24 protein-coding genes and 2 pseudogenes are annotated in these 24659 nt (G+C 71.5%); 19 read left to right on the top strand and 7 right to left on the bottom strand.

Features of this window, described 5'->3' with window-relative positions:
• Window positions 1-7: 7 nt before the first annotated feature.
• Entirely contained in the window at window positions 8-1249 is a 1242-nt protein-coding gene (gene manD / locus ACIPPM_RS19050; RefSeq protein ID WP_401449033.1) for a D-mannonate dehydratase ManD, read from the bottom strand.
• Between the two features lie 781 nt (window positions 1250-2030).
• Here manD and ACIPPM_RS19045 point away from each other — a divergent pair.
• From ACIPPM_RS19045 to ACIPPM_RS19030, 4 genes are all read left to right on the top strand, one after another.
• Window positions 2031-2444: a hypothetical protein gene (locus ACIPPM_RS19045; RefSeq protein ID WP_401450110.1), complete on the top strand. Its 414-nt coding sequence runs from the start codon at window positions 2031-2033 to the stop codon at window positions 2442-2444.
• 235 nt (window positions 2445-2679) lie between these two features.
• Window positions 2680-3756 carry a methyltransferase domain-containing protein gene (locus ACIPPM_RS19040; protein WP_401449031.1) on the top strand — a complete coding sequence of 359 codons (1077 nt, stop codon included), beginning with the start codon at window positions 2680-2682 and terminating at the stop codon, window positions 3754-3756.
• A 377-nt stretch (window positions 3757-4133) separates the two neighbouring features.
• Complete coding sequence (locus tag ACIPPM_RS19035; RefSeq protein ID WP_401449029.1) at window positions 4134-5078, top strand: SDR family NAD(P)-dependent oxidoreductase; 945 nt, start codon at window positions 4134-4136, stop codon at window positions 5076-5078.
• Window positions 5075-5680: a TetR family transcriptional regulator gene (locus ACIPPM_RS19030; protein ID WP_401449026.1), complete on the top strand. Its 606-nt coding sequence runs from the start codon at window positions 5075-5077 to the stop codon at window positions 5678-5680. The genes ACIPPM_RS19035 and ACIPPM_RS19030 overlap by 4 nt, the downstream gene beginning before the upstream one ends.
• Before the next feature lie 56 nt (window positions 5681-5736).
• Here the strand turns inward: ACIPPM_RS19030 and ACIPPM_RS19025 are convergent, their stop codons facing one another.
• Complete coding sequence (locus tag ACIPPM_RS19025; RefSeq protein WP_401449024.1) at window positions 5737-6222, bottom strand: SRPBCC family protein; 486 nt, start codon at window positions 6220-6222, stop codon at window positions 5737-5739.
• Between the two features lie 169 nt (window positions 6223-6391).
• On the opposite strand from ACIPPM_RS19025, the gene ACIPPM_RS19020 reads away from it, so the two are divergent.
• The 4 genes from ACIPPM_RS19020 (at window position 6392) to ACIPPM_RS19005 (ending at window position 9768) form a co-directional block, all read left to right on the top strand.
• Window positions 6392-7273: a CPBP family intramembrane glutamic endopeptidase gene (locus ACIPPM_RS19020; protein WP_401449021.1), complete on the top strand. Its 882-nt coding sequence runs from the start codon at window positions 6392-6394 to the stop codon at window positions 7271-7273.
• Window positions 7273-8526, top strand: a complete 1254-nt coding sequence (locus tag ACIPPM_RS19015) for a sensor histidine kinase (RefSeq protein WP_401449018.1) — start codon at window positions 7273-7275, stop codon at window positions 8524-8526. The genes ACIPPM_RS19020 and ACIPPM_RS19015 overlap by 1 nt, the downstream gene beginning before the upstream one ends.
• Complete coding sequence (locus ACIPPM_RS19010) at window positions 8523-9194, top strand: response regulator (protein WP_401449016.1); 672 nt, start codon at window positions 8523-8525, stop codon at window positions 9192-9194. Before ACIPPM_RS19015 ends, ACIPPM_RS19010 begins: the two co-directional genes overlap by 4 nt.
• A gap of 76 nt (window positions 9195-9270) precedes the next feature.
• Window positions 9271-9768: an SRPBCC family protein gene (locus ACIPPM_RS19005; RefSeq protein ID WP_401449014.1), complete on the top strand. Its 498-nt coding sequence runs from the start codon at window positions 9271-9273 to the stop codon at window positions 9766-9768.
• Here the strand turns inward: ACIPPM_RS19005 and ACIPPM_RS19000 are convergent.
• From ACIPPM_RS19000 to ACIPPM_RS18985, 4 genes are all read right to left on the bottom strand, one after another.
• Entirely contained in the window at window positions 9765-11210 is a 1446-nt protein-coding gene (locus ACIPPM_RS19000) for a purine-cytosine permease family protein (protein WP_401450108.1), read from the bottom strand. The genes ACIPPM_RS19005 and ACIPPM_RS19000 overlap by 4 nt on opposite strands.
• 188 nt (window positions 11211-11398) lie before the next feature.
• Complete coding sequence (locus ACIPPM_RS18995; protein WP_401449011.1) at window positions 11399-13207, bottom strand: cellulase family glycosylhydrolase; 1809 nt, start codon at window positions 13205-13207, stop codon at window positions 11399-11401.
• A gap of 361 nt (window positions 13208-13568) precedes the next feature.
• Window positions 13569-14186, bottom strand: a complete 618-nt coding sequence (locus ACIPPM_RS18990; RefSeq protein ID WP_401449008.1) for a phosphatase PAP2 family protein — start codon at window positions 14184-14186, stop codon at window positions 13569-13571.
• Window positions 14186-14860: a DedA family protein gene (locus tag ACIPPM_RS18985; protein WP_401449005.1), complete on the bottom strand. Its 675-nt coding sequence runs from the start codon at window positions 14858-14860 to the stop codon at window positions 14186-14188. Before ACIPPM_RS18985 ends, ACIPPM_RS18990 begins: the two co-directional genes overlap by 1 nt.
• A gap of 149 nt (window positions 14861-15009) precedes the next feature.
• On the opposite strand from ACIPPM_RS18985, the gene ACIPPM_RS18980 reads away from it, so the two are divergent.
• The 8 genes and pseudogenes from ACIPPM_RS18980 (at window position 15010) to ACIPPM_RS18945 (ending at window position 21467) form a co-directional block, all read left to right on the top strand.
• Complete coding sequence (locus tag ACIPPM_RS18980) at window positions 15010-15381, top strand: BlaI/MecI/CopY family transcriptional regulator (protein WP_401449002.1); 372 nt, start codon at window positions 15010-15012, stop codon at window positions 15379-15381.
• Window positions 15378-16319, top strand: coding sequence for a M48 family metalloprotease (locus ACIPPM_RS18975; RefSeq protein ID WP_401448999.1), 942 nt, complete (start codon window positions 15378-15380; stop codon window positions 16317-16319). The genes ACIPPM_RS18980 and ACIPPM_RS18975 overlap by 4 nt, the downstream gene beginning before the upstream one ends.
• Before the next feature lie 120 nt (window positions 16320-16439).
• Window positions 16440-17299 (top strand): annotated as a pseudogene (locus tag ACIPPM_RS18970) (imelysin family protein).
• A gap of 31 nt (window positions 17300-17330) precedes the next feature.
• Window positions 17331-17903: pseudogene (locus tag ACIPPM_RS18965) on the top strand (FTR1 family protein); the annotation flags it as partial.
• A 53-nt stretch (window positions 17904-17956) separates the two neighbouring features.
• Window positions 17957-18547, top strand: a complete 591-nt coding sequence (locus tag ACIPPM_RS18960) for a hypothetical protein (protein WP_401448996.1) — start codon at window positions 17957-17959, stop codon at window positions 18545-18547.
• Window positions 18548-18763: 216 nt separating this feature from the next.
• Window positions 18764-19465 (top strand): phosphatase PAP2 family protein, encoded by a 702-nt coding sequence (locus ACIPPM_RS18955; protein WP_401448994.1) that lies wholly within the window; start codon window positions 18764-18766, stop codon window positions 19463-19465.
• Entirely contained in the window at window positions 19447-20109 is a 663-nt protein-coding gene (locus tag ACIPPM_RS18950; protein ID WP_401448991.1) for a response regulator transcription factor, read from the top strand. The genes ACIPPM_RS18955 and ACIPPM_RS18950 overlap by 19 nt, the downstream gene beginning before the upstream one ends.
• Window positions 20106-21467 carry a sensor histidine kinase gene (locus ACIPPM_RS18945; RefSeq protein WP_401448988.1) on the top strand — a complete coding sequence of 454 codons (1362 nt, stop codon included), beginning with the start codon at window positions 20106-20108 and terminating at the stop codon, window positions 21465-21467. Before ACIPPM_RS18950 ends, ACIPPM_RS18945 begins: the two co-directional genes overlap by 4 nt.
• Window positions 21468-21472: 5 nt before the next feature.
• On the opposite strand, the gene ACIPPM_RS18940 is transcribed toward ACIPPM_RS18945, so the two are convergent.
• The gene (locus ACIPPM_RS18940) at window positions 21473-22303 is read right to left on the bottom strand and encodes a hypothetical protein (protein WP_401448985.1); all 831 of its coding nucleotides are present in this window, start codon (window positions 22301-22303) and stop codon (window positions 21473-21475) included.
• Window positions 22304-22542: 239 nt separating this feature from the next.
• On the opposite strand from ACIPPM_RS18940, the gene ACIPPM_RS18935 reads away from it, so the two are divergent.
• The 3 genes from ACIPPM_RS18935 to ACIPPM_RS18925 all read left to right on the top strand — a co-directional run bounded on the left by ACIPPM_RS18935 (window position 22543) and on the right by ACIPPM_RS18925 (window position 24648).
• Window positions 22543-23484, top strand: a complete 942-nt coding sequence (locus tag ACIPPM_RS18935) for an ATP-binding cassette domain-containing protein (RefSeq protein WP_401448982.1) — start codon at window positions 22543-22545, stop codon at window positions 23482-23484.
• Complete coding sequence (locus tag ACIPPM_RS18930; protein ID WP_401448979.1) at window positions 23481-24320, top strand: ABC transporter permease; 840 nt, start codon at window positions 23481-23483, stop codon at window positions 24318-24320. The genes ACIPPM_RS18935 and ACIPPM_RS18930 overlap by 4 nt, the downstream gene beginning before the upstream one ends.
• Window positions 24321-24390: 70 nt before the next feature.
• Window positions 24391-24648, top strand: a complete 258-nt coding sequence (locus ACIPPM_RS18925) for a hypothetical protein (protein WP_401448977.1) — start codon at window positions 24391-24393, stop codon at window positions 24646-24648.
• Window positions 24649-24659 lie beyond the last annotated feature (11 nt).

Here is a 24659-nt window from a genome sequence, read left to right as displayed (position 1 = left end):
TCTTGTCTCACCAGTCGTGCACGGTGCCGTCCGCGAGGCGGTTCACCGGCAGGTAGGCGGCCCGGTAGGGGAAGCGGGCGGCTGCCGCGTCGTCCAGTTCGACACCGAGGCCGGGTGCGTCGCCGGGGTGCAGCAGGCCGTCGGTGAAGCGGTAGGACGTGCGGAAGACCTCCAGGGTCTCGGGGGCGTGCCGCATGTACTCCTGGATGCCGAAGTTGTGCACGGCCAGGTCGAGGTGCAGGGCGGCGGCCATGCCCACCGGCGAGATGTCGGTGGGGCCGTGCATACCGGATTTGATGCCGAACACCGCTGCCAGGTCGAGCAGTTTGCGCATCGCCGTGATGCCCCCGGCGTGGGTCACCGCCGAGCGAACGTAGTCGATCAGCCGCTCCTGGAGCAGCGTGGTGTAGTCGTGGACGGAGTTGAACACCTCCCCGATGGCCAGAGGGGTGGTGGTGTGCTCCCGGATCAGCCGCAGGGCGCCCTGATCTTCGGCCGGGGTGGCGTCCTCCAGCCAGAACAGGTCATAGGGTTCGAGATCCTTGCCGAGCCGGGCCGCCTGAATGGGCGTCATGCGGTGGTGGCCGTCGTGCAGCAGCGGCAGTTCGGGGCCGAAGGTGTGGCGTACGGCCTCGAAGACCCCTGGCATGTGGCGCAGGTAGGCGCGGGTGTCCCAGGTCTCCTCGGTGGGGCGGACCCGGTCCGGGCGGGCGCGGCGGGCCGGTTCGTAGTCGTAGCGCTCCCCTCCCCCGGCGGCGGAGGCGGCGACGCCGTAGACGGAGTCGAGGCCGGGGATGCCGCTCTGGACGCGCACGGCGCGGAATCCGGCGGCCAGGTGCTCGCGGACCGAGTCGAGCAGCTCGGGGACGTCGCGCCCCGAGGCGTGCCCGTAGGCCAGGGCGCCGGTGCGGCAGGCGCCGCCGAGGAGCTGGTAGACGGGCAGCCCGGCGGCCTTGCCCTTGATGTCCCACAGGGCGATGTCGACGGCCGCGATCGCCGCCATGGTGACCGGGCCGCGGCGCCAGTAGGCGCCCCGGTAGAGGTACTGCCAGGTGTCCTCGACGGCGTGTGCGTCCCGGCCGATCAGCAGCGGGGCGACGTGCTCACGCAGATATGCCTCGACGGCGAGTTCCCGGCCGTTGAGGGTGGCGTCGCCGAGGCCGGTGAGGCCGTCCTCGGTGGTGATGCGCAGGGTGACGAAGTTGCGGCCGGGGCTGGTCACGACGACATCGGCGGCGGTGATCTTCACGGTGTCCTCCCGTCGGGCAGGGGTACGCGGCTCACGGGCGCCGCCGGGCCACGAGCACGCCGTACGGCGGCAGTTCCGCGCTGGTGATCTCCTTGCCGTCGATGTCCTCCGGCACGCCTGCGTCCACGCGGGGGCTGAGGAACCACACGCCGCGGTGCCCGTCGGCGTGCGCCGGTGTCGGCGGCGAGTGCCGCGTACACGGGGCGCCCGGCGGAGGGGGGCGGCCGCCATGTGCTCCAGGGGGTCACGAGGTGGCCCGTGCCGACACGGTGGCTCAGCAGCGCGGAGCTCTGGACCAGCCCTGCTCGCAGTGGGTGCGTCTAGCGCCTCCTTCTCGAACGATTCATGACCAGCACCCCTACGACGCCGCCAACCGCTCCGACAACGAGACCTATGACTGCCGTGGTTACGATCGTGACTCCCCTTCCTGGTGCAATGGGGCCTCCAGCCTTCGGGCCCGGTATGAGGTTTGCACGTGATCGACACCGGCGATCGACGTTTTTCCTCGGCTTGAACGTCGGCAAGGGCGAACACCACGCAACGCCGCCGGACCGGCGGGCGCCAGCCGGTCCCCCCTGCTACGGCCGAAGGCGCCGAGGATGGCCGAACGTGCGGTCCAGGACATCTACGCCACCCTGGGCGAACAGACCGTGACGGTCCTGGAGGGACGGGATGCTGGGACGCCCGGCTTCGTCCGTAGGATCACTCCGTGCCTGCCGACGAACGCGTAACCCGGTCCACGCTCTCCGGTCTTATCCAGCCGATAGCGGCTCCTCAACCGATGCCGGAGCTGCCCCAGCGGATCTGGTCGGATGACGACTGGAAGCGAATCCAGCTGGGCTACGCGTCACGGGACATGGACGAGAAGTGGGACGTCTTCACGGAGGGCGAGGTCGTCTTCCTGCACCGAAGCTGGACAGGTAACGGAACCTTCGCAGCGACCTTCGCGCCCGTCGACGGCGGTGGATGGCGGATCGTCAGTGCCGTGGTCGAACGTGACGCCGAACGCTATCGAGGAACGGACGATGCCTACGACCGCGTCATGCTTGAGCTGGTGATCAGCGCCATCGTGCTCGGCGAGCCAGCGACAGACCTTCGGACGCAGTTGGTCGAGTTGACACGCCGGAAGTCGAGTTCCGATGCCCCGGCCGGGCTGATCCAGCACAGCGCCGTGGGGCTGCGCTCCGGCTCCTAGCCGATGACTCCGGAACCGTTGGACGGACGTCGGATGCAGATCAGGCTGCAGGCGGCTTCGAGCAGACCCGGGTGGAGATCCGCCGTTCAGGGGTGGGCGGCCACAGCACCCGATCTGTGGCGTTTCGTGCGATTGACTCCGACAGGTCCGATATAGCGTCAAGCTCACGAAGGGCGGGAGACGGTTCTCTCCGCCACGACATGTGGGTGCGGCCGGATCGATCGGAGGTGTGGTCGTGTCGGTCGACATGAGCACCGTGGACGAAGCGAAGTTGAACGAGCTGCTCGGGAAGGTCGTGACCGATCTGGGTGCGGTCGCGGCGGCGCCCCTGGCCCTGCTCGGGGAGAGGCTGGGGCTCTTCCGGGCCCTCGCGGACGGCGAAGCCGTCACCCCCGGCGGGCTCGCGGAGCGCACCGGGACCACCGAGCGCAACGTCCGCGAATGGCTGGCCGCGATGGCCGCCAGCGGGTACCTGAACCACGAGGGCGACGACCACTTCCGTATGACACCGGAACAGAGCGCGGTCTTCGCCGACGAGAACAGCCCGGCCTTCGCGCTGGGCGGCTACCAGGCGTTCCTGTCCTGCGGCTCGGCCGAGGAGCGGGACCGGCTGGAGCGCGCCTTCCGGGACGGCCACGGCGTCGGCTGGCACGAGCACCATCCGGACCTGTTCGCGGGCACGGGCCGCTTCTTCCGTCCGGGCTACGCCGCGCATCTGGTGGACGAGTGGCTGCCGGCGCTGACCGGCGTGGTGGAGAAGCTGCGCGACGGCGGCAGGGCGGCCGACGTGGGCTGCGGACTGGGCCACTCCACCGTGATGATCGGCCAGGCATTCCCGGACGCCCTGGTGACCGGCTTCGACAGTCACGTGCCGTCCGTCGAGGCGGCTCGGGAGCTGGCGGCGGAGCGTGGCGTCGGGGGCCGGGTCTCGTTCGAGGTGGCCGGTGCGAAGGACTTCGGGGGTGGGCCGTACGACCTGATCGCGTTCTTCGACTGCCTGCACGACATGGGTGACCCGGTCGGCGCTCTGGCACACAGCAGGGAGCAGCTGGCCGAGGGCGGCAGCATCATGCTCGTGGAGCCGTTCGCGGGCGACCGGCTGGAGGAGAACCTCACGCCGCTCGGCCGCACGTTCTACAGCGCCTCGTCCCTGATCTGCACCCCGGCCTCGCAGTCCCAGGAGGTCGGCCGCGCTCTGGGCGCGCAGGCGGGCGAGGAGCGCACCCGCCAGGTCGCGTCGGAGGCCGGGCTGACCCAGTTCCGGCAAGCGGCACAAACCCCGTTCAACATCGTCTACGAGGCCCGCGTCTGACCGCGGAGCCCCAAGGAGGGAGCGGGGCGGCAGCGATCTGCTGCTCACCGCCGTCCTCCGCCCCGACGTCACGCTGCGGCACCGGTCGCCGCACATCCCCACCGCCGAGGACCTGATCGAGTATCCGCACCGGCACAAGCGCTCGGCGGTCAGCCGGCGTGAGGTCGGCACCGACACCGACTCGTTCGCCGCCGCACTGCGGTCGGGCCCTGCGCGAGGACCCCGACATCCCGCCCCTCGGCGATGGCATGCAGACCCTCGAAACCAGCCTCACCACCCTCGTCACGACAGGCGTCTCGGTCGACCCCACCTGGCCACCGACTCACCATGTTACGGTACTGAGTACCACATGGAACTCGGTACCGAAGGAGCCTGCCATGGGCAGCCGGACGATCGTGTTGACCGGAGTGACCCGCGGTTTCGGCCGCGAGGCCGTCGAGTCGCTGATGCGGGAACGGCCGCAGGACCACTACGTCGTGCTGGCACGCCGGGGCGGCGAACGCCTCGCCGTGGAACTCGCCCAGGCCACCGGCGCTACCGGGGTCACCGGCGTGGACTGTGACCTCGCTTCGCTCGCCGAGATCAGGCGAGCGGTGGCAGAGATCCTGCGCGGGCTCGACACCGGACGCCTCCCGCCCCTGGGTGGCTACCTCGGCAACGCCGGCCTGACGCTCACGACGACCCAGAACCGCACCACGGACGGGTACGAGATGACCTTCGGGGTCAATGTGCTGTCCCACTACCTGCTCGTCCGGGAGCTGCTGCCCCGGTTCACCGGTCCGGGCTGGATCGTGCTCACCTCGAGCGACTGCCACTTCGGGCAGTTCCGCCACACCCTCGGCGCCACACCGCCGCCGCGCTGGGAGACGCCGGACCGACTGGCCACGCCCCGTGCCGGTGGATCGCGGGAGGCCGGACGGGCGTACGCGACCAGCAAACTCGGCGTCATCTACCTGACCCACGCGCTGGCCCGCCGCCTGCCCGACACCGTCGGCGTCTACTCCTACAACCCGGCGCTCGTCGCGGGCACCGATTTCTTCCGCCACGCCCCGGGGCCCGTGCGGGGCGTGCTCAACGGGTTCTTCCAGCTTCAGCGGTTCCTCGGCCGGGGCATGACGCCGCGGCAGGCGGGCGCCCGGCTCGCCGAGACGATCCTGACCGGGCTGACCGCCCGGACCGGCTCCTACCTCGATCGCGGCCGCGACGTCCCGTCGTCGCCGGAGTCGTACGACGAGGCCCGCGAGGAGGAGCTGTGGCGCGAGGCCGCCCGCCTCGTCGACGCCGACCGGCGGGTGGAAGGGGCGGATATCCTGGCCGGATGAGCGTGAACGAGTTTCCGGTGGAGTCCTTGCGGGACCGTAAACGCCGCCGGACCCGGGAACGGATCATCGAGACGGCCTTCGCGCTCTTCATGGAGCGGGGGTTCGACGTCGTCACCGTGGACGAGATCGCCCAGCGGGCCGAGATCGGCCGCACCACCTTCTTCCGCTACTTCGGCGACAAGCAGGAAGTCGTCTTCTCCACCGAGGACGACTTCCTGGGCGCGCTCACCGCGGCCATGCGCGAGGCGCCCGCCGAGCCGCTCAAGGATCTCGCGCAGGCACTCGCCACATCTCGGCGGCTGCTGCTCGCCCTCTGCACCGAGGCCGCCCGCGACCCCGGCCACCACGCGGTGTACCACCGTCTGGTCACGCAGCACCCCGAGCTCGAAGACCGGCACACCCGCAAGACCCGGCACTACGCCGACCTCCTCGAGAAACACCTGCTCGACCATGGCGCCCCGCCCGCCACCGCCGTCCTCGCCGCCCAGTTGACCCTCGCCTGCTACCAGGCGGCGTGGCGCCTCGGCGGCCACGACGCGACGGCGCTGCTCCGCGAGGCGAACGACGCCTTCGACCTCCTGCTGGGCGCCACCGCCAGATGACCGGCGGACCGACCGTTTCCGCCAGGGAGCCGCATCGACCGGCATCGTCCTCGGACTCAGCGCGCACGCGCGGTGGCCACCTCGGCGAGGGAGTCCAGAGTCGCCTCCATGCCTGCGGTGTTGTGCGCTTTCAGGTCGAGGAGTTCCTCCCGGCTCTCACCCATGACCGGGAAGAGGCGTTCGACCTGCCAGGTCTCGGTCACGAGGGTGCCTCCGTCCTGGGGTCGGAGGCGGTAGTGCCACAGGGTGGCGTCCGCGCCCTGGACGACGACGTACCAGGCGAATTCACGTCCGGCCTCAGCCGCGTGGACGCGTGACCGGGTCACCCACTCGTGGTCGTGCCGCACATCCGCGTTGACGGCCGTGAACCATGAGCCCACCCGCGGCGCACCCTCGGTCTCGTATGTCGCGGAGACCAGGTCGGGTGTCCACGCGGGGGATGCCGTCACGTCGCTGATCAGGTCGTACACGGTCTGCGGGGGCGCGTCGATCCACCGCTCGCGCCGTACCCGCAACTCGGACAGTTCCACCAGGTCTGACATGGCGAGCCCTTCGGAAAGGGTGTCGAGCGTAACCCTCCAGCGCCTCCAACGCCCCTTGTTGCATCGAAAGTTGTAGGCGCCGAGGTTCGGCGGAACGGCGCTCGAAGCCGGAGCGGTGCGGTCCCTACCTTCGGATGGTCGCTCACCACCGTCCGGGAGGAACGCACAGATGTCCTCGCTCATCCGATCGCATCCACTGGCCGCCTTCTTCGCGCTCGCCTGCACGCTCAGCTGGCTCGGCTGGGTGAACTACATCCTCTCCAACCAGGGTCTGGGCATCATCGACGTCGATTACCCGGCCGTCCTCGGGACCACTCAGCTCGTCGGTGTGCTGCCCGGCGCGTACCTCGGTCCGATCGGCTCGGCCCTCATCGTCACCGCTGTCGTCGACGGTTGCGCCGGGCTGCGCGCCTGGGCGGGGCGGCTGTTCCGGTGGCGGGTCGGCGCGCGCTGGTACGCCGTCGCGCTGCTGGCCGTTCCCGCGGGACTGATGGTCGTCGGAACGGTCTTCTCCGGCGGCCGGATCTCGGCGCCGTCCCTGCTCGGCGCGTATCTCCCGGTCCTCGTGCTCCAGTTGGTCACGACGGGGCTCGCCGAGGAGCCCGGCTGGCGGGACTTCGCCTTGAGCAGGCTGCAGCGGCGGTACTCGCCACTCGTGTCCGCCGCGATCCTCGGACCGGTGTGGACGGTCTGGCACTACCCCCTCTTCCTCACGGACTGGGCGGAGGGCAATCGGGGTTGGGCGGGGCTGCTCGCCTTCACCGTGTTCTGCGTGTCGTTCAACGTCGTCATGTCGTGGATGTTCAACCGCACGAACGAGTCGCTGCCCCTGTCGATGCTCATGCACGTCAGCGTCAACACCTTCGTCTCCGTGCTCTGGGCGGACATCTTCCCCGGCCTCGCCACCGTCGCCATCCCGGTCATGTCCGTGGGGTCCGTGGTGGCGGCGCTCGCGATCATCACGCTCACCCGGGGGCGGCTCGGTCACCCGGCGCCGGTGGAACAGTCGGTCGAGGTCGAGCGTCACGGCGCTCCCCTACACTCCCGATGATGACCACTTCGCGGAGCGTGGCCGGGCGGGAAGCGCGGGGCGGCGCCGTGGTCGCGGGGGTCTGCTGCCTCGTCCTCGGCGTCGCGATCCTGCTGGCCGTGCCGCCCGTCGCCGAGCTGCCGGGCAGTTCCAGCACCGTTTCCGCCGTCGGTTCCGCCGCGTGGTGCGCGATCCTCGTCGCCGTGGCGGTGCAGTCGGGCGCCGTCGCGCTGAGCACGCGGAAGCCTCGTACCGCCACGGCGGTGGTCGTCCTCACCGCGCTTCTGCTCGCCGGTGTCGCGCCCGGCGACCTCGTCAGCGTGACCGCGGTGCCCGAGATCGCCGCTGCCTATCTGATCGCCGTGACGACCGGTCACCGACTGCGAAACGGGACGGCGGCGGCACTGTTCGCCGGAGTCACGGCAGCCACCGCCGTGAACGCCGTACGTTCCGGCACGGCGGGTCCGCTCGCCGCGCTGGGCCTGGGCGTCGGTCAGGGCCTCATCGTGGTGGGGGTTCCGCTGCTCATCGCCCTTGTCGTCGTCGGCAGACGTGAGGTGCGCGCGGCCCACCAGCGGGAGATCGCCGCGCTGTCGGGTGAGAGGGAGGCCCTGGTCGCCTCGGCGATCGCCGCCGAGCGGATCGCCCTCGCCCGCGATCTGCACGACATCGCCGCCCACCACCTCTCCGGCATCGCCATGCTCGCGGCCGCCCTGGGGCGGCAGGTCGACGACCGGCCCGCCGCGCGGGAGTCGGCGGACGACATCCGTGCCCAGAGCATGGCCGTCCTCGCCGACCTCCGCAGAATGGTCGGGCTGCTGCGCGACGACCACATGGCACCGCTCGCCGAGCGGTCGCTCCGGGCGATCCCCGACCTGCTCGAACCACGGCGCGCGGACGGTCACGGCATCGCTCTCACCGTCCGGCCGGACGGTGCCGACCTGGGCGCCGGGGTCTCCGCCCTCGCCCAGGTGGTCGGCTACCACATGGTCCAGGAAGCTCTGGCGAACGCGTCCCTGCACGCGCCCGGCGCACGATGCTCCGTCGTGCTCGACGGCACCGGTAACGACCGCGTCGCCATCACCGTCCGCAACGACCGCGCCCCGGGTCCTGTCCCCGCCTCCGAGCGCGGGGGCTTCGGCCTGATCGGTATGCGCGAGCGGGCCGCCCTCGTGGGGGCGGGCGTCGACTACGGGCCGACGCCCGGCGGCGGATGGCAGGTCACGCTGGAGCTGCCGCGCGAACGGCGCCTGACGGAAGGGGTGAGCCCGTGACCACGGGAATCCGCGTGGTGATCGCCGATGACCAGCCGCTCGTGCGGAAGGGACTCGCCGCGCTTCTCGCCACCGAGGACGGCATCGAAGTCGTCGGCGTCGCCGAGGACGGGGCGGAGGCGCTGCGGCTGATCCGGCAACAGCGCCCGGACGTGGCGTGCCTCGACATCCGCATGCCGCGGATGAACGGCGTGGACGTCGCGCGCGCCGTGCAGCACGACCAGGTCGAGGTGCTCATGCTCACCACCTTCGACCTGGACGAGTACGTCTTCGGTGCGCTGGAGGCGGGCGCCGCGGGGTTCCTGCTCAAGGACTCCGACCCGGACGTCATCGCCCACGCCATCCGCCAGGTCGCCCTGGGCCGCGGCATGATCGATCAGGGACTGACCCGGCGTGTCCTGCGCGCGTTCGTCGCGCACCGCCCGGCGCGGCCCGTCACCGTACGGGAGGACGCGGTGGCCGACGGCATCCTGACCCTGCGCGAACTCGACATCCTGCGGCTGCTCGCGCAGGGCATGAGCAACAGCGACATCGCGTCCGAGCTGTGTATCGAACCGTCCACGGTGAAGTCCCACCTCGCCCGGATGCTGCCCAAGCTCGGCGCGGCCTCACGTCTCCAAGCGGTCGTCTGGGCCTACCAGAACCGGGTGGTAGCCCTCCCCGAGTAGGAACGTATCCATGTACCGGCGATACCAGGTTCGTTGGGTCCTGGTTGCCGGACCGACACCGGCGGATTCTTGACTCATGCTGATCACACGCACCGACCGGACAGTGTCCATCACCGTGTTCGCGAGAACATCGGTCTCCCCCGAGACCGCGTTCTCCGTCATCGCGCCGATCGATCTTTCCCTGGTGTTCAAGGCGGACCGCTTCTTCCCCGGCGTCAGCCACATCGAGGGCCAGCACGACACCTGGGATCACGCCGGGGTGGCCCGGGAGCCGCACTTCACCGACGGGTCCCACGTCACCGAGCGACTGACCGAGTACACGGCCCCGCACGGCTTCGCCTACGAACTCACCGGGTTCACCAACGTGCTCAACAGCCTGGCACAGGGCGTCCGCGGAGAGTTCTCGTTCCTGCCCGACGGCACGGGGACCAACATCCGGTGGACCTACGAGTTCAAGCCCCGCCACGGGCGTGGATGGGTCCTGGGCGGCCCGTTCAAACCCTTGTGGCAGCGCTACATGCAGCGGGCCGTCGACCGCATGGTCGACATTTCCGAGGGCCGGGACCCTCGCTAGTCGCGGCGGGTCGGGACAGGTACGCGACGGCCCGCCCCCGGAGTGACGCCCTCGGCGGAGGCGCCGGACCTCGCCACCAGCCAGTACAGCGTGGCCGGTACGGCGAGGCCGATGATCCAGGAGATGTCCGCGCCGCCGAGGGATGCGACGAGGGGGCCGGTGTAGAAGGACGTTGCCAGGAAGGGGAGTTGGGCCAGGACGCCGACCGCGTAGACGATCAGGGCGTCGGCGCGCCAGGCGCCGTAGCGGCCGTGGGGGGCGAAGAGGGCGGGGATGTCGTAGCGCTCGCGGGAGATCAGGTAGTAGTCGACGAGGTTGATGGCCGACCAGGGCGTGAAGAAGGTCAGCAGGAACAGCAGGAAGTCCTTGAACGAGACCAGGAAGCTGTCCTTGCCCAGCAGGGCCAGCGCGGTGCCGGTCACCATGATCACGGCGATGTACGCGGCCCGGCCGCGCGGCGACAGCGTCCGTCGGCCACGGAAGCCGCTGATCCCCGTGACCATGGAGATGAAACCGCCGTAGGTGTTGAGGACGTTGATGGTGAGCTTGCCCAGGGCGATGACGAAGTACAGGAGCGACGCGGCCGCCCCGGCGCCGCCGAGCGAGACGACGTAACCAACCTGGTCGTCGAGGAACCGCTCCCCCGCGCTCGCCGCCACCAGCACGCCGAACGTCATGGACCACTGGGAGCCGAGCGCCGAGCCGGACAGCGTCCACCAGAATGTCGCCTTGGCGCTGGTCGTGCGCGGCAGGTAGCGCGAGTAGTCGGCGACGTACGGGCCGAAGGCGAGCTGCCAGGACGCGGAGAGCGACATGGCCAGCAGGAACATCGGCAGGGAGAAGTGGGCGTCGCCGAGCAGCGCGCCCACGTCGACGCGGTCGAGCAGCCGGACGCCCAGGAAGACGAAGGCGACGGCGCAGACAGCGCTCGCGACGCGGCCCAGGCCGTGGATGACGCGGTAGCCGATCGTGGCCACGACGGCGGTCAGCACGGCGAAGGCGACGATGCCCGTGGTGTCGTCGGTGTGGGTGAGGCGGGCGGTGGCCTGTCCGGCGAGCACGCTGCCGCTCGCGAAGAACCCGACGTACATCAGGATGACCAGGAGCAGCGGCACGGCGGCGCCCCGGACGCCGAACTGGGCCCGCGACTGGATCATCTGCGGGAGTCCGAGCCTCGGACCCTGCGCGGAGTGCAGTGCCATGACGGCGCCGCCCAGCAGGTTGCCCGCGACGAGCCCCACGAGCGACCAGACGACGTCGCCGCCGAAGACGACGGCCAGGGCGCCGGTGACGATGGCGGTGATCTGCAGGTTCGCACCGAGCCAGAGCGTGAACTGGCTGAACGCCCGGCCGTGTCGCTCACTGTCCGGCACCACGTCGATGGAGTGCCGCTCGATGATGCCGTCTGACCCGCCGGGGCTGCCCGTGGTGCGCGCGTCCATGTGGTCGGTACGACCTGCCCTGGTCATCGTCTGCCCTCCGCGCGCCGGTCCACCCGCTCTGCATATGGGTATGCAGACTCTGATCCACTGAATGATTTGTCAATAGTCCGGCGGCCCGGCACTGGTCGGCGCATGCCGGGTGAGCCGACCGGTCCCCGGGGTCCGGTCGGCTCACGCGTGACCGGGGCTCAGCTCGTCCGGCAGGTCAGGGCCGGTGCGGCGGCACCCCCCGGGGCCGCGCCGAAGCCGAACGACGCGGTCGCGCCGGGAGCGAGCGCTCCGTTGTGACCGGCGTCGGTGACCGTCACCGCCTTCCCGGTCTGGGTGTAGGAGGCGTTCCACATCCCGCTGATGGTCTGCGGGCCCTCCCAGGTCCAGGTGACGCGCCAGCCCTTCGTCGCCGTGCTGCCGGTGTTCTTCACGGTGACATCGGCGTTGAAGCCGCTGCCCCAGTCGCTGCTCACCTTGTACGTCGCCGTGCAGCCCGCGTCTCCCCCGCCGGAGCCGGAGGTCTTCGCGGTCACCGGTGCCGAGGCGGCGGAGGTGTTGCCCGCCGCGTCCCGCGCCCGCACGGTGTAGCCGTACCTCGTGCCCGCGCTGAGCCCGGTGTCGGTGAACGAGGTGCCGGTGACCGAACCGGCCTTGGCGGTGCCCCGGTACACGTCGTACCCGGTCACGCCGGTGTCGTCGGTGGACGCCGACCAGCTCAGCGAGAGCGAGGACGCCGTCGCGCCGGTCACGGTCAGCCCGGTCGGCACGGAGGGTGCCGTGGTGTCGCCCCCGCCGCCCGAGCCGCCCGCACCGAAACCGGGGGCCTTGATGCTCGCGAGGTAGCCGTCCTTGACGGTGTCCACGCTCTGCCAGTCGTCCTTCAAGATGCCGCCGGTGTCACCGGAGTTGGGGTTCCACGACCAGAACGTCCACTGGAAGCTGTCGGCGCCCGCCGTGCTGGTGGGGCGCAGGTAGTCGACGAGGGCGGCAAGCCACTTCTGGTCCACCGCTGCCTGCAGGGTGGTGCCGAACTCGCCGAGCAGCACCGGCGCGGTGTTCTGCTTGACGAGGTAGCCCCAGTGCTCGTCCCAGATGGCGGGCATGTTCGCCGGGAACGACGGGTCGCTGAACCAGGGCTGCTGGGCGACGCTGGTGGCGTAGTCGTGCGCGGAGTACACCAGGCGGTTCGGGACGTTCAGCCGTACCGGTGCGGTGGCGGCACCGGCCAGGTTGCCGCCCCACCAGTAGCTCTTTCCGCCGACCGTCTGTACGCCCTCCACGAAGATCAGCAGGTCGGGGTTGGCCGCCAGCACCGCGTTCCCGGCCCGTTCGGCGGCGAGGCGCCAGTCGGTGGCCTGGTCGCCGCAACCCCAACAGGCCGGGTCGTGGGGTTCGTTGTGGAGGTCGATGCCGACCACGGCCGAGTTGCCCCGGTAGCGGGTGGCCAGCGCCTTGAGGTGACTGATCCAGGTGCTCTCCGGGACGGCGGAGGTGTACCAGAGCGCCGACTGCGCCGACGAGTCGGGCCGGTGCCGGTCGAGGACCACCTTCAGGCCGATCGAGCCCGCGTAGTCGACGATCTTGTCCATGACCTGGAGGGAGTTCAGGCCCTCGAGGTCGGCGTTGAGACCGTTCGCGTACGAGATGCCGTTCGGGGTGGTGCCCTTGAAGATGTCGTCGCTGTAGGGCAGTCGGATGGTGTTGTACCCGAGCGACTTCATCTGGTCCGTCATGGACTTGTAGTCGCGCGACCAGAGGCCGTGGGCCACGTAGTTGGCCGTCTCGAATCCGAACCAGTTGATCCCGGCCATGCGCACCGGCTGGTTCTGCGCGTCGAGCAGGCGCCGTCCACTGGTGTGCCAGGGGCCGGTGCCGGGTGCGGCGGCCTCCCTCGCGGGGGTGGCCTGTGCGGAGACGGCGGTGAGCGGGATCAGTGCGGAGACCGCCAGCAGCAGGGCGACCAGGGCGTGCCGGAGGCGGCGTAAGAGCGGGTGCGGGTGTCGCATCGGAGACCTCTCCAGAGCTGTGGGAGCGCTCCCACCTTCAGGCGGAAGGGAGTTCGGGCGCCGGTGGAGCGGAGGGGTGTCCGGCGCGACGGCTCTCGTCGGTCCGAGCGGAGCGCCCCGTGTCGGGCGGGCCTCGTGCGTCGGGACCGGACTCAGCCCATGGAAGCCACTAAGCGTGCACACGTCAACACCTTGCGCACCGGCCGTTCATGGGCGGCGGCACTCCCCCGCCCGCCGCCGCCCACGCGTCCGCGCTCCCCCCGCCCGCCGCCACCCGCACGTCCGCGACACCCCGGCCGCACCGGACGAACCCGCCGTCACCGAGCAGTTCGCCCGGCCGCCCCGCCAGAGCGGCCGGGCCTCAGGACGCGACCAGCGGACGCCAGCGTCCCCGGCCCAGCAGCGTGGCCAGGGCGTCGGCGTACCGGGAGAGGGCCAGGGCGAGCAGTGCCGCGACGAGTGCTCCGACGGCGAGGCCCGCGACGATGTCGTGCGGATAGTGGGCGCCGACCCATACGCGGGAGGCCGCCATCGCCAGCGCGCCGATCGTGGCGATCGCGCCGAGGCGGGCGCTGACGAACCACAGGGCCACCGCCGCCGCGGCCGCCAGAGTGGCGTGGTTGCTGGGGAAGGACCAGTCGCCGGGAGCGGGACACGCCTCCAGCGTGATGACGTGCAGGGACTGGCAGGGCCGGTTCTCCCGGATCGCCTGCTTCAGCACGGTGCTGACGACGAACGCCAGCACGGTGAGCGCGGGCGCGGCGAGCGCCTTCACGGCCCGCGCCGCGTCCCGGTGGCGGGCCTGCCACCAGCCGATCAGCATCAGGACGGCGAACAGGGCGAGCCCGTAGGTGGAGTAGCCGGAGACGAGCTGGTCCAGCCAGGGCGGCGCGTGGTGCGCGGTGTCGACCACGTCGACGTAGATCGCGCCGTCGATGCCCGAGCCGTCGTACGCCTGCGTGGTGGTCGCGGTGTGCATCACGCGCCCCCGTTCGCACCACGGGAGCGGCGGGAGCGCAGGAGCTCCAGGCCGACCGGGATGAGCGACACGATGACGACGACGGCGATGATCGGCAGCAGATAGCGGTCGACGTCGGGGACCGACGCGCCGAGGCCGTAGCCCGCCAGCACCAGGCCGACGGTCCACACCAGACCACCGACGACCTGCCAGAGGGCGAAGGTGCGCGCCGGGACGGCCAGAACACCCGCCAGCGGATTCAGCACGGTCCGCACGACCGGGAGGAAGCGGGCGAGCACGATGGCCTTGGCGTGTCCGTACCGTTCGAGGATGTCCGCCGCCCGGTCCGCGCCCTCGCCGATCCTGCGGGACTTCGTACGCTTGAGCAGGGCCGGACCGGCCCGACGGCCGAGCAGATAGGCGAACTGGGCTCCGGCGAGCGCGCCGGTCGCGGCCGCGACGAGGACCCAGCCCAGGGAGAGGTGGACCGAGCCGCCGGCCGAGCCCGAGGCGCACAGCAGTCCGGCCGTGAACAGCAGTGAGTCGCCCGGCAGGAAGAATCCGATGAGCAGGCCGGTCTCGGCGAACAGGATCACGGCGATACCGAGCGTGCCGAAGGTGGCGAGCAGCGACTGGGCGTCGAGCACGTTCACGGCGAGTTGGAGCGGGGGTGCTGCGTGGTGCGCGAGCGTCATCGGCGCTGGCCCCTTCGAGGGTGACGGTCGGGTATACCGGACACGGACGGACCGGGACCTCTGCGGGAACGAGGCAGCGATCCACTTGCGTCTACAGGACTGTAGTCGGTCTACTTCACTGTAGACGACTCGAAGAAGGGCACGGTTCCATGACCGAGGCAGTGGGTGAGCGCAGACCCGCCGGCGAGCTGGAGGCGAGTGTGCTGGCGGCCCTGTGCGCGGCGGGTGGGCCGCAGTCGGCCGCCGATGTGCGAGCCGCGATACCGCAAGAGCTGGCCCGCACCACGGTGGCGACCCTCCTCGCGCGGCTCTTCGAGAAGGGGGCGGTGGGACGGAGTCCGGGTCGGCGCGGCTTCCTGTACTTCGCGCGGGAGGACTCCCACGGCTTGACCGCGCAGCGCATGCACCGGGAACTGGACCAGGACGACGACCGCAGTACGGTACTGGCCAGGTTCGTCGAAGGACTCAGCGCCGCCGACGAGGCGGAGCTCAAGCGCCTGCTGGACGGAGGCGGCCGTTGATCACTCTGCTGCTGATCCCCCTCGTCCTCCCGTGGGTCCTGCCGCCGCTGGCGCGGCGCGCCGTCGAGAGGGTCCGGCCCGAGACCGCGCTGTGGACGGTCACCTGCGCCACGGTCGCACTCGCCGTGGGAGTCCTGGCGAGCCTCGTCGTCCTGCTGCTGCCGCCGGCCCTCGCCTTCCCTCCGGCGGCCGCGCTCGCGGAGCTGATCCGACCGCTCACCACGGGCCCGCGCCCCCTGGTCCTCGGGGTCTCCGCGCTCTCCTCCGGCGCGCTCGCCCTGGCCGCCGTCCGCGTCGTACGCGGGGCCGCGTCGGAGGTGGCGCACCTGCGCACCGTGCGTCGGCTCGTCCACGGTCTGCCGGACGCGGGAGGGCTGTGCGTCCTGGACGATCCCCGTCCCGACGCGTTCGCGCTGCCGGGCGGACCGGCCCGGTCGGACCGGATCGTCGTGACCACCGGCATGCTGCGCGCCCTGGGGCCCGTGGAGCGTGAGGCCCTGCTCGCGCACGAGCGGGCTCACCTGGCCGCCCGACATCACCTCTTCCTGGGTGCCGCCCAGCTCGCCGCCTGGTGCCATCCGGCTCTGGCCGCTGCCACCGGCCACATCTCGTTCGCCGCCGAGCGGGCGGCCGACGAAGCCGCGGCCCGGCGCTGCGGCGACCGCGGCACCGCGGCGCAGGCCGTCGGGCGTGCCGCCCTGGCGGCGAGCAGCGCCCGCAGGTCCACCGCCGCTCCCGCGCTGGCCCCCGGCGCCGCCACCGGTCCGGTCCCGGCCCGAGTGAGGGCGCTGCTCTCCCCCGCGCCCGTGCGGCGGATGGCTCCGGCGCTGCTGGCCATGCTCCTCGTCTGCACGGCGGCCGGGGCATCCGCGCTGGCCGGTGCCGTCCGGCTGCACCAGGACGTGGAGGTCGCCCAGGGCGAGTCACCCGGCGACTGACGGCCCCTCACCGCGTGGAGTAAGGGCAGCCTTTCCTCACCGTCTACATCTATGTAGACTCCGCTGCGGCCGGACGGGTGCGTCCGTGCCACCGGCCCACGCGTGTGAATCGAGGCATCCATGCCCGCCAGACCCCGTCCCCTGCTCCTCGGCGCGGGCACCGCGACAGCTGTCGTGGCCACCCTGTCGGGCTGCACCCAGAAGGCGGCGAGCGACGAGGGCGCGATCACGGTGACCGCCTCGGACTCCACCTGCGCGGTGTCCAGGACCGAGATCGCGGCCGGGCACGTCACCCTGGCCCTGGAGAACAAGGGCTCCAAGGTCACCGAGGTGTACGTCCTCTTCCCGGACGACCGGATCGCGGCGGAGCGCGAGAACATCGGCCCCGACACCAGGGCGACGCTGGTCAGCGAACTCAAGGCGGGCGCCTACGAGATCGCGTGCAAGCCCGGCATGAAGGGCGACGGCATCCGCCGGAAGGTCACGCTCACCGGCGACGCGACGGCCGCCCGGCGCAGTCCCCGGGCGGACGCCGCGGTCGCCGCCTACCGTTCCTACGTGCTGGCGCAGGCCGAGCAGACCCTGCCGAGGGCGAAGGCGTTCGCCGACGCGGTGCGGGCCGGTGACCTCGACCAGGCGAAGAAGCTGTACGCCCCCTCCCGGATCGGGTGGGAGCGCACCGAGCCGGTCGGCTGCTGACGGACCTGGACGCCTGGGTGAAGAAGGTCGGCACCGCCGAGATCACGCCGACCTCCATGGCCAACGGCGCCAAGAGCCTCCTCGACGAGGTCGCCCGCAACAAGGTCACCGGCGAGGAGGAGCGCTACTCGCACACCGACCTGGTCGACTTCAAGGCCAACCTCGAGGGCGCGCGGAAGTCGTACGACCAGGTCTCCGAGGCGAAGCGCAAGGAGCTGTCGGACGGGGTCAACGCGCTGGCCGAGCCGCTGTCGAAGCTCGCCGCAGCCGTGGCCAAGTGAGCCGCGAGAGAAAGGAACCGGCGTGTTCGGCGCCCGCCACCTCAAGAGCGAACTGCAGGGCAGGCTCGACGCAGCGCTCGCCCTCGGCACCGGCGCCCTGGTGATCACCTCCTTCTTCGCCGTCGGCCGCGAGGGACTGGAGACGTCCCTGTTCATCTGGACCGCCGTCCAGGCCGGCGGCGACGGTGTGCGCCCCCTCGTCGGCGCCCTGCTCGGCCTCGCCACCTCGGTGGTGCTGGGCTGGCTGTTCTACCAGGGGACGCTGCGCATCGACCTGGCCAAGTTCTTCCGCTGGACGGGCGCGATGCTCGTCCTAGTGGCCGCGGGCGTCCTCGCGTACGGCATCCACGACCTCCAGGAAGGCGACCTCCTGCCCGGACTGCGCAGCCTCGCCTTCGACATCAGCGGCACCATCGCGCCCGACTCCTGGTACGGCACCCTGCTGAAGGGCGTCTTCAACTTCCAGCCCGACCCGACCGTTCTCCAGGTCGTCGTGTGGCTGCTGTATCTGGTGCCGGTGATGACCCTCTTCCTCGTCCCCGAGCGTTCCCGCCCACTGACCCGGCCCCGGCAGCCCGCCGCCGAGCAGGAAGCGGGCCGGTAGCCACCGCACGGCGTCCGTCCGTGCGCCCCCGCCGTCATCCAGGGAGTGGGCCGATGCCCGAAAGCCGAAGGCCCGTCGCCGAGTCGGTGCGCGCCGCCGTGCCGCAGGCCGAGCGGGTGCTGGCCTGGCTGGCGGCTGGTGAGGACATCGAACGCACCCTGCGCGTCCCGCTCGGCGGGCTGCCGAGTGCGCGGGACGAACGTCTCGCGCACATGGCCGAGGTCCTCCGGGCCACAGCCCAGGGACTGGGGCCGAGCGCGGCCGCCGTATGGGCGGGCGTACCCGAGCACCTGTTGCGGCAGTGGCTGGAGAAGGACCGGGAGTTCGCCGCTGCGGTGCGGGCGGCCTCATCTCTGGCCTCGGCACACGGAGTTGAGCCGGGAGCGAGGACACCGGCGGCGATCCGTACCGTCGTACTCGCCCTGCGGAACGGCGCGTCCTGGGAGGCGGCCGCCACCATGGCGGGGCTCAGCGATCACAAGCTCCGCCAGCTGTGGAGAGCGTCCCCCATGCTGGTCGCGCTGATGGAGGCGGCGCGTCGCGCCCGCCCCCGCAGGACACGGACCAACGGCACTGTGGAGCACCGGCCCCGGACGTCGGGCAACGGTTCCGGTTACCGGCTCGTGCGGCGCGACGACGCATGAGGGGTCATCTCGGGCGCGGGTAAGCGGGATCGCGCCGTCGGGAACGTCTCACCCTTCCGGATCGTCTACTGTGTTGTAGACCGTCTACAGCTCTGTAGTCACCGCATGCTCGCTCCGCGGTGCGCGAGGGAAGGGGCCCCGTCCCATGTCCATCTGTATCGACGCCGTGGCGTGGCGGCCGGGACGGCAACGCTCCGGCGCAGCGCCGATCGTCGGATGAGGCGCCGGGAGGCCGCGGATCTGGCCGGGAGTGTCACGCTCGGGATCTGGGCCGCGTTCGGCGTGCTGGCCGCGGTGGCCGTCGGGGGCGGAGGCGCGCCACTGGAGCTCGACCGCGACCTGCTCGCCTGGTCGCTCGGACACCGACCGGGCGCGGCACTGGCCCTGGCCCGCGCGGTGACCGGCACCGGGACCGGCGTGCTCCCGTACGCGCTGCTCGTGGTGGCCGCCCTCGTGACCGGGCGCACCTCCCGGCAGCGACTCGGCGCCGCCGCGTTCGGCGTGCTCTGCCTGGGCACCGGCCAGGCCCTCCGGTACGCGGTGATGGGGCTAACCCGACGGCCGCGCCCGCCGTTCGCGGACTGGGCGACGCACGCCTCCGGCTGGGCGTTCCCTTCGGGGCACAGCACGACGGGCGCGCTCACGGCCAGGCTGCTGCTCGTCGCCATTGTGCTGCGCGCTCCGCGAGGCGGGGCGGTGCTGCGGCTGCTCATCGGCTGCTGGGGTGCGGCGGTGGGGCTCAGCCGGGTCTACCTGGGGGTGCACTGGTTCACCGATGTCGCCGGGGGCTGGTTGTTCGCGGCGGGCTGGCTGGGCGTGTGTCTGTGGGGCGCCGCCCGGTGGCTGCCCGACCTGTTCGTCGCGGGTCGCGAGCCCCGGCCGAGCACCGAGGAAGGCTCATGCGGCCCAAGATCCTGATCGTCGAGGACGACCACGCGCTACGGGACTCGCTGCGCCGCGGACTGTCCGGCGACTTCGACCCCGTGACGGCCGCCGACGGCGCGACGGCGTTGCGGCTCGCGGACACCGGTATCGAGGCCGCGGTGCTGGACATCGGCCTGCCCGACTCGGACGGGCGCGACGTGTGCCAGGCGATGCGGGCCAACGGGTTCCGCGCTCCGGTGATCTTCCTGACCGCCCGGCACCGGATCACCGACCGGCTGTCCGGCTTCTCCGCCGGAGGAGACGACTACCTGTCCAAGCCGTTCCATCTCGCCGAGCTGACGGCACGGCTGCGAGCGATGCTGAAACGGTCCGCCGACCGGCCCGCGGTGTCGCACGCCGACCTCGTCCTGGACGCCGTCAACCACAGCATGGCGAGCGGTGGCGGGGCACCCGTCGCCCTGTCACCGACGGAGTTCCGGCTGCTGGCCGCGCTGGTCGCCGCCGGGGGAAGCATCGTGCGCCGCCTCGACCTCGTACGGACCGGCTGGCCCGAGGGCGCGTACGTCAGTGACAACACGCTGGACCAGTACCTCTCACGGATGCGGCGCAAGCTGCGCGAGGCGGGCAGTGGTCTGTCGATCGGCACCGCCCGCGGGGTCGGGCACCGCCTGTCATGACACCGCTGGCGCATCGACTCGCCCCACGCACGCTGCGAGGCCGTCTGTCCCTGGTGGCGCTGACCACGGCGGCGCTGATCATGACGCTGCTCACCATCGTGTTCAACCTGGCCGGCACCCGGCATCTACGGGCCCAGGCGGACGCGGAGCTGCGCAACCGGGCCGAGGCCGTCGCCACCACCGTCGACACCAGCGGCTCCCGGGCGCGCGTACGGGAGAGCGTGAACGACCAGCTGCTCGACACCAACGTGTGGATCTACGCGGACGGCCGACTGCTGGAGGGGCCGTCCGTCACGGCAGCGCCGGGCGGCCGACTCTCCGCGGTCGCCGCCGACATGGCCGGTGCGGGGCGACAGAGGTGCGCGACCGCCGACGGCGGCCTGCCGGTCCGCCTGTGTTCGCTGCGGGTGCCGGGTACGCATGCCGCCGTGATCGTCACCGCGCTGAGCCTGGGCCCGTACCGCGGTTCCGCCGATGCCCTGCTCAGGGCGTCACTCGTGCTCGACGCCGTGATGCTCGCGTGTACGTACGTCCTCACCCGGCTGTCGGTCGGCCGGGCGCTGCGCCCTGTGCAGTCCATGACCGCGCAGGCCGCCCAGTGGGGTGCGGTGGGGTCCGAGGAGCGGTTCGGCGCGGCGCACCATCCGGTCGAACTGGCCAGGCTCGGAGGCTCGCTGGACGTGCTGCTGGACCGGATACGGTCCGTGCTCCGGCACGAGCGGCAGCTGACCGGGGAGCTGTCCCACGAACTGCGCACCCCGCTCACCCGGATGGTCGTGGAACTCGACTGGTGGCGGGCCCGGCCGCGCTCGGAGGCCGAGACCCGGGCCACCCACCAGCGGCTCACCGAAGCGGCGCACTCGATGCGCGGTATCTGCGACGCGCTCCTCGACGACGCCCGTGAGCGGGCACTGGACACACCGGGCGCCACCGATGTCCTGCCGGTATTGGAGCGCATGCTCCGGCAGCTCCACTCGACAGAGGGTGTGAGAAGCACGCTCGATGCCGAGGAGCCGACCATCGGGGCGGCTCTCCCGCCCGCCCTGCTCGAACGCGTCGTCAGTCCTCTGCTGGCCAACGCCGTCCGCTACGCCCGTTCGAGCGTGACGGTGTCGGCCCGCCGGACCGCCGACGGCGTCCGCGTCGAGGTCACCGACGACGGCCCCGGCGTGCCCGAGGACTTCGTGGGAGACCTGTTCACTCCCGGTCGGCGCGCCGACGGCGACGACGGGCACGACGGTGCGGGCCTGGGGCTGCCTCTCGCGCGACGGCTGGCCCGCTCCGTGGGCGGTGAGGTCTCCTTCGACTCCGGTCACACGCGCGGAGCCCGGTTCACGGTCACTCTGCCCGCCCGCTGACGGGATCACGAGGAGGGCGTGGGCCTCGCCGAAGTGACGTCCTTACGGGTCACGGTCAGATGGATCACGAGTCCCAGGATCACCGCGAGGAACAGCGCACTCGTCACCACGGTGCCCAGGCCCAGGCCGCCGTCGGCGGACGGCTGGGAGAGGTAGTCGCCGATGGACGCGCCGAGGGGGCGGGTCAGCACGTAGGCGATCCAGAAACTCAGGACCGCGTTCATACCGAGGGTGAAACGCGCGACGGCTGTCGCCGCGATGGCGATCGCGAACAACAACGCGCCCAGCCAGTAACCCAGGTTCATCCGTTCGGAGACCAGATCCCCGGCCGCCGTGCCGAGGGCGAAGGTGAACAGGACGGTGAGCCAGTAGAACGTCTCCCTGGCGGCGGTGTCGATGTGGTGGATGGACAGCGTCCGCTCACGCCGGTACCAGACCGCGAAGACGACCGCGAGGAGTACGGCGAACACCGCGGTGCTGGTCTCCAGCGGCACCCCCAGGTTGTCCGTGAGGTTGTCGCTGATCAGCGTGCCGACGACGCTGATGAGGGCGACGGCGAGCCAGTACACCCCCGCGCGGTAGGACCGGGTGCGGAACTGGGCGACGAGCGCCGCCGCCAGCAGGGCACTCATCAGCACGGACACCCCGGTCAGGCCCAGTCCCGCCTTCCCGGCCAGCAGATCGGCCGCCGTCTCGCCGACCGTCGTGCACAGCACCTTGATGATCCAGAAGTAGGCGGTGACCTCGGGGACCTTGTTCCAGCGCGGTTGGAGCCGGGGCCAGGAGGCAGCGCCGGGCTCGACGGAGGGAGCGGGGTCTGATGTCTCGTATGTCATGAGGCCGCACCGTGCCACTCGCCGCCTGAACAGATCCTGACCACCGCGCGTCACCGTGCATTCCTCCGGACGCGTCCAAAAGGCGGAAAAGCGAGCCTCCGGACATGACAGCGACCTGAATATCTCGGCCAAATTCCGTGGGTCGCGCGTTAGGTCGCCGACCGGCGTGGCATTTCTTGGGCGATCTCCAAGACGGCGAGGAATACGTCGTCGCACGCGACCAGAGAGGCGGCGGACCGATGATCGAAGCTCGGCAACTCAGCAAGAGATACGGCGAGAAAACCGCCGTGGACGGCCTGGACTTCGTGGTGAAGCCGGGTTCCGTGACCGGATTCCTGGGCCCCAACGGGGCGGGAAAGTCCACGACCATGCGCATGATCGTGGGCCTGGACGCCCCGACGAGCGGCACCGTCACGGTGAACGGGCACCGGTACGACCGGCACCGGGCGCCGCTCCAGGAGGTCGGCACCCTCCTGGAGGCCCGGTCGATCCATCCGGGCCGCTCCGCGTACCAGCACCTCAGGGCGTTGGCGCTGACCCACGGCATCCCCCGCCGCCGCGTCGACGAGGTGATCGGCCTCACCGGCCTCGGCAGCGTGGCCGGGAAGCGGGCCGGTGCCTTCTCGCTGGGCATGGGACAGCGGCTCGGCATCGCTGCGGCGCTGCTGGGCGACCCGCGGACGGTGATGCTGGACGAGCCCGTCAACGGGCTGGACCCCGAGGGCGTGCTCTGGGTTCGCAACCTGCTGACGTCGCTCGCGGCGGAGGGGCGCACGGTGTTCGTGTCCTCGCACCTGATGAGCGAAGTGGCGCTGGTGGCGGACCACTTGATCGTCGTCGGACGTGGCCGACTGCTGGCCGACACGACCGTGCGGGAGCTCGTGCGCGAAGCGGGCGGCAACACCGTGCGGGTGGCCGCCCAGGACCCCGCCCGGCTGCGGGACGTGCTGGCGGGGCCCGGCGTGGAGATCACCGGACAGGCCGGTACGGAGGAGCTTCAGGTGACCGGGCTGTCGGCCCGCGACATCGGTCTGCGCGCGGCCGAGCACGGGATCGCCCTCTTCGAACTGCACACGCGTCAGGTCTCGTTGGAGGAGGCATTCATGGAACTGACCAGGGACGCCGTGGAGTATCAGGGCATCCGGGCCGAGGCCGTCGCGTCCGCCGGGGGGCTCGCGTGAGCACCCTCACCGCGGCCACCGAGGCACCGCCCGCCGCGAGCGGCCGTCCCGCCTACCGGGTGACCGGACGGCGCGTGCTCGCCTCGGAGTGGGCCAAGCTCTTCTCGCTGCGCTCCTCCTGGATCGTCCTCGGGCTGAGCCTGCTGTTCGTCGTCGGCTTCGGGCTGATCGCCGCGTTCCGCTTCCGGTCCGAGATCGGGTCCGGGCACATGGACCAGGACTTCGCCCGGCAGAACGCGGTGGGCCTGTCGCTCTTCGGCACGAACTTCGCCCAGTTGGCCGTGGGCGTCCTCGGGGTGCTGGTCACGGCCGGGGAGTACTCCACGGGCATGATCCGCTCGACGCTGGCGGCCGTACCGCGTCGGCTCCCGGTGCTGTGGTCCAAGGCGGCCGTGACCGGGCTGGTCTCGCTGGTCGTCGCGACGGCCGGGGTGTTCGTGGCCTTCCTCTTCGGCAGCCGGATCGTCGCCGGTACGCCCGGCGCCATGGGCTTCTCGCACCCCGGCGTCGTACGGAGTCTGCTGGGCGCCGGGCTGTACCTGTGCCTGGTCGGTGTGATCGGGGCCGCGCTGGGTGCGCTGCTGCGCTCCGTGGCGGGCGCCATCTCGGTCCTGGTCGCCGCGCTGATGCTGATCCCGGGCCTGGTCACCCTGCTCCCGAGCTCCTGGCACGACGGCATCAGCCCCTACCTGCCCGGCAACGCGGGTGCGGCGATGTTCGCCGTGACCCACGACGCCACCACGCTGACGCCCGGCGCCGGTCTGCTGGTCCTCCTCGGCTGGACCGCGCTCACGCTGGCCGCTGCCGCATATCGCCTGACGCACACCGACGCGTAGGGACGAGAAGTGCGGCGGAGAACGCGGAGCGGGTCGAACTGCCTACCTGGGCTCGATCGCCCTGTTCGCGGTGGCGGTCTCGGTCCCGGCCGTCGCGGACCGCACGGGTGTCCTCGGCGCGGTGACCGCGTTCTGGTCGGCCTACGTACTGACCCGTCCCCTCGGCTCGTCGATCGCCGACTGGATGGCCGCGCCCCACGCCCACGGCGGGCTCGGCTGGGGTGTCGGCCCGGTCACGCTGTCCTGGACGCCGGCGATCCTCGGTTTCGTGGGCTGTCTGATGGTGTCCCGCCGGGACTCCGTCGCCCCGGGCGCGGGCCGACCGTGAACCGCCCTGGC

This window comes from Streptomyces sp. NPDC090119, assembly GCF_044747085.1.
Classification (GTDB): domain Bacteria; phylum Actinomycetota; class Actinomycetes; order Streptomycetales; family Streptomycetaceae; genus Streptomyces.
This window is presented reverse-complemented; position numbering and strand designations above follow the sequence as displayed.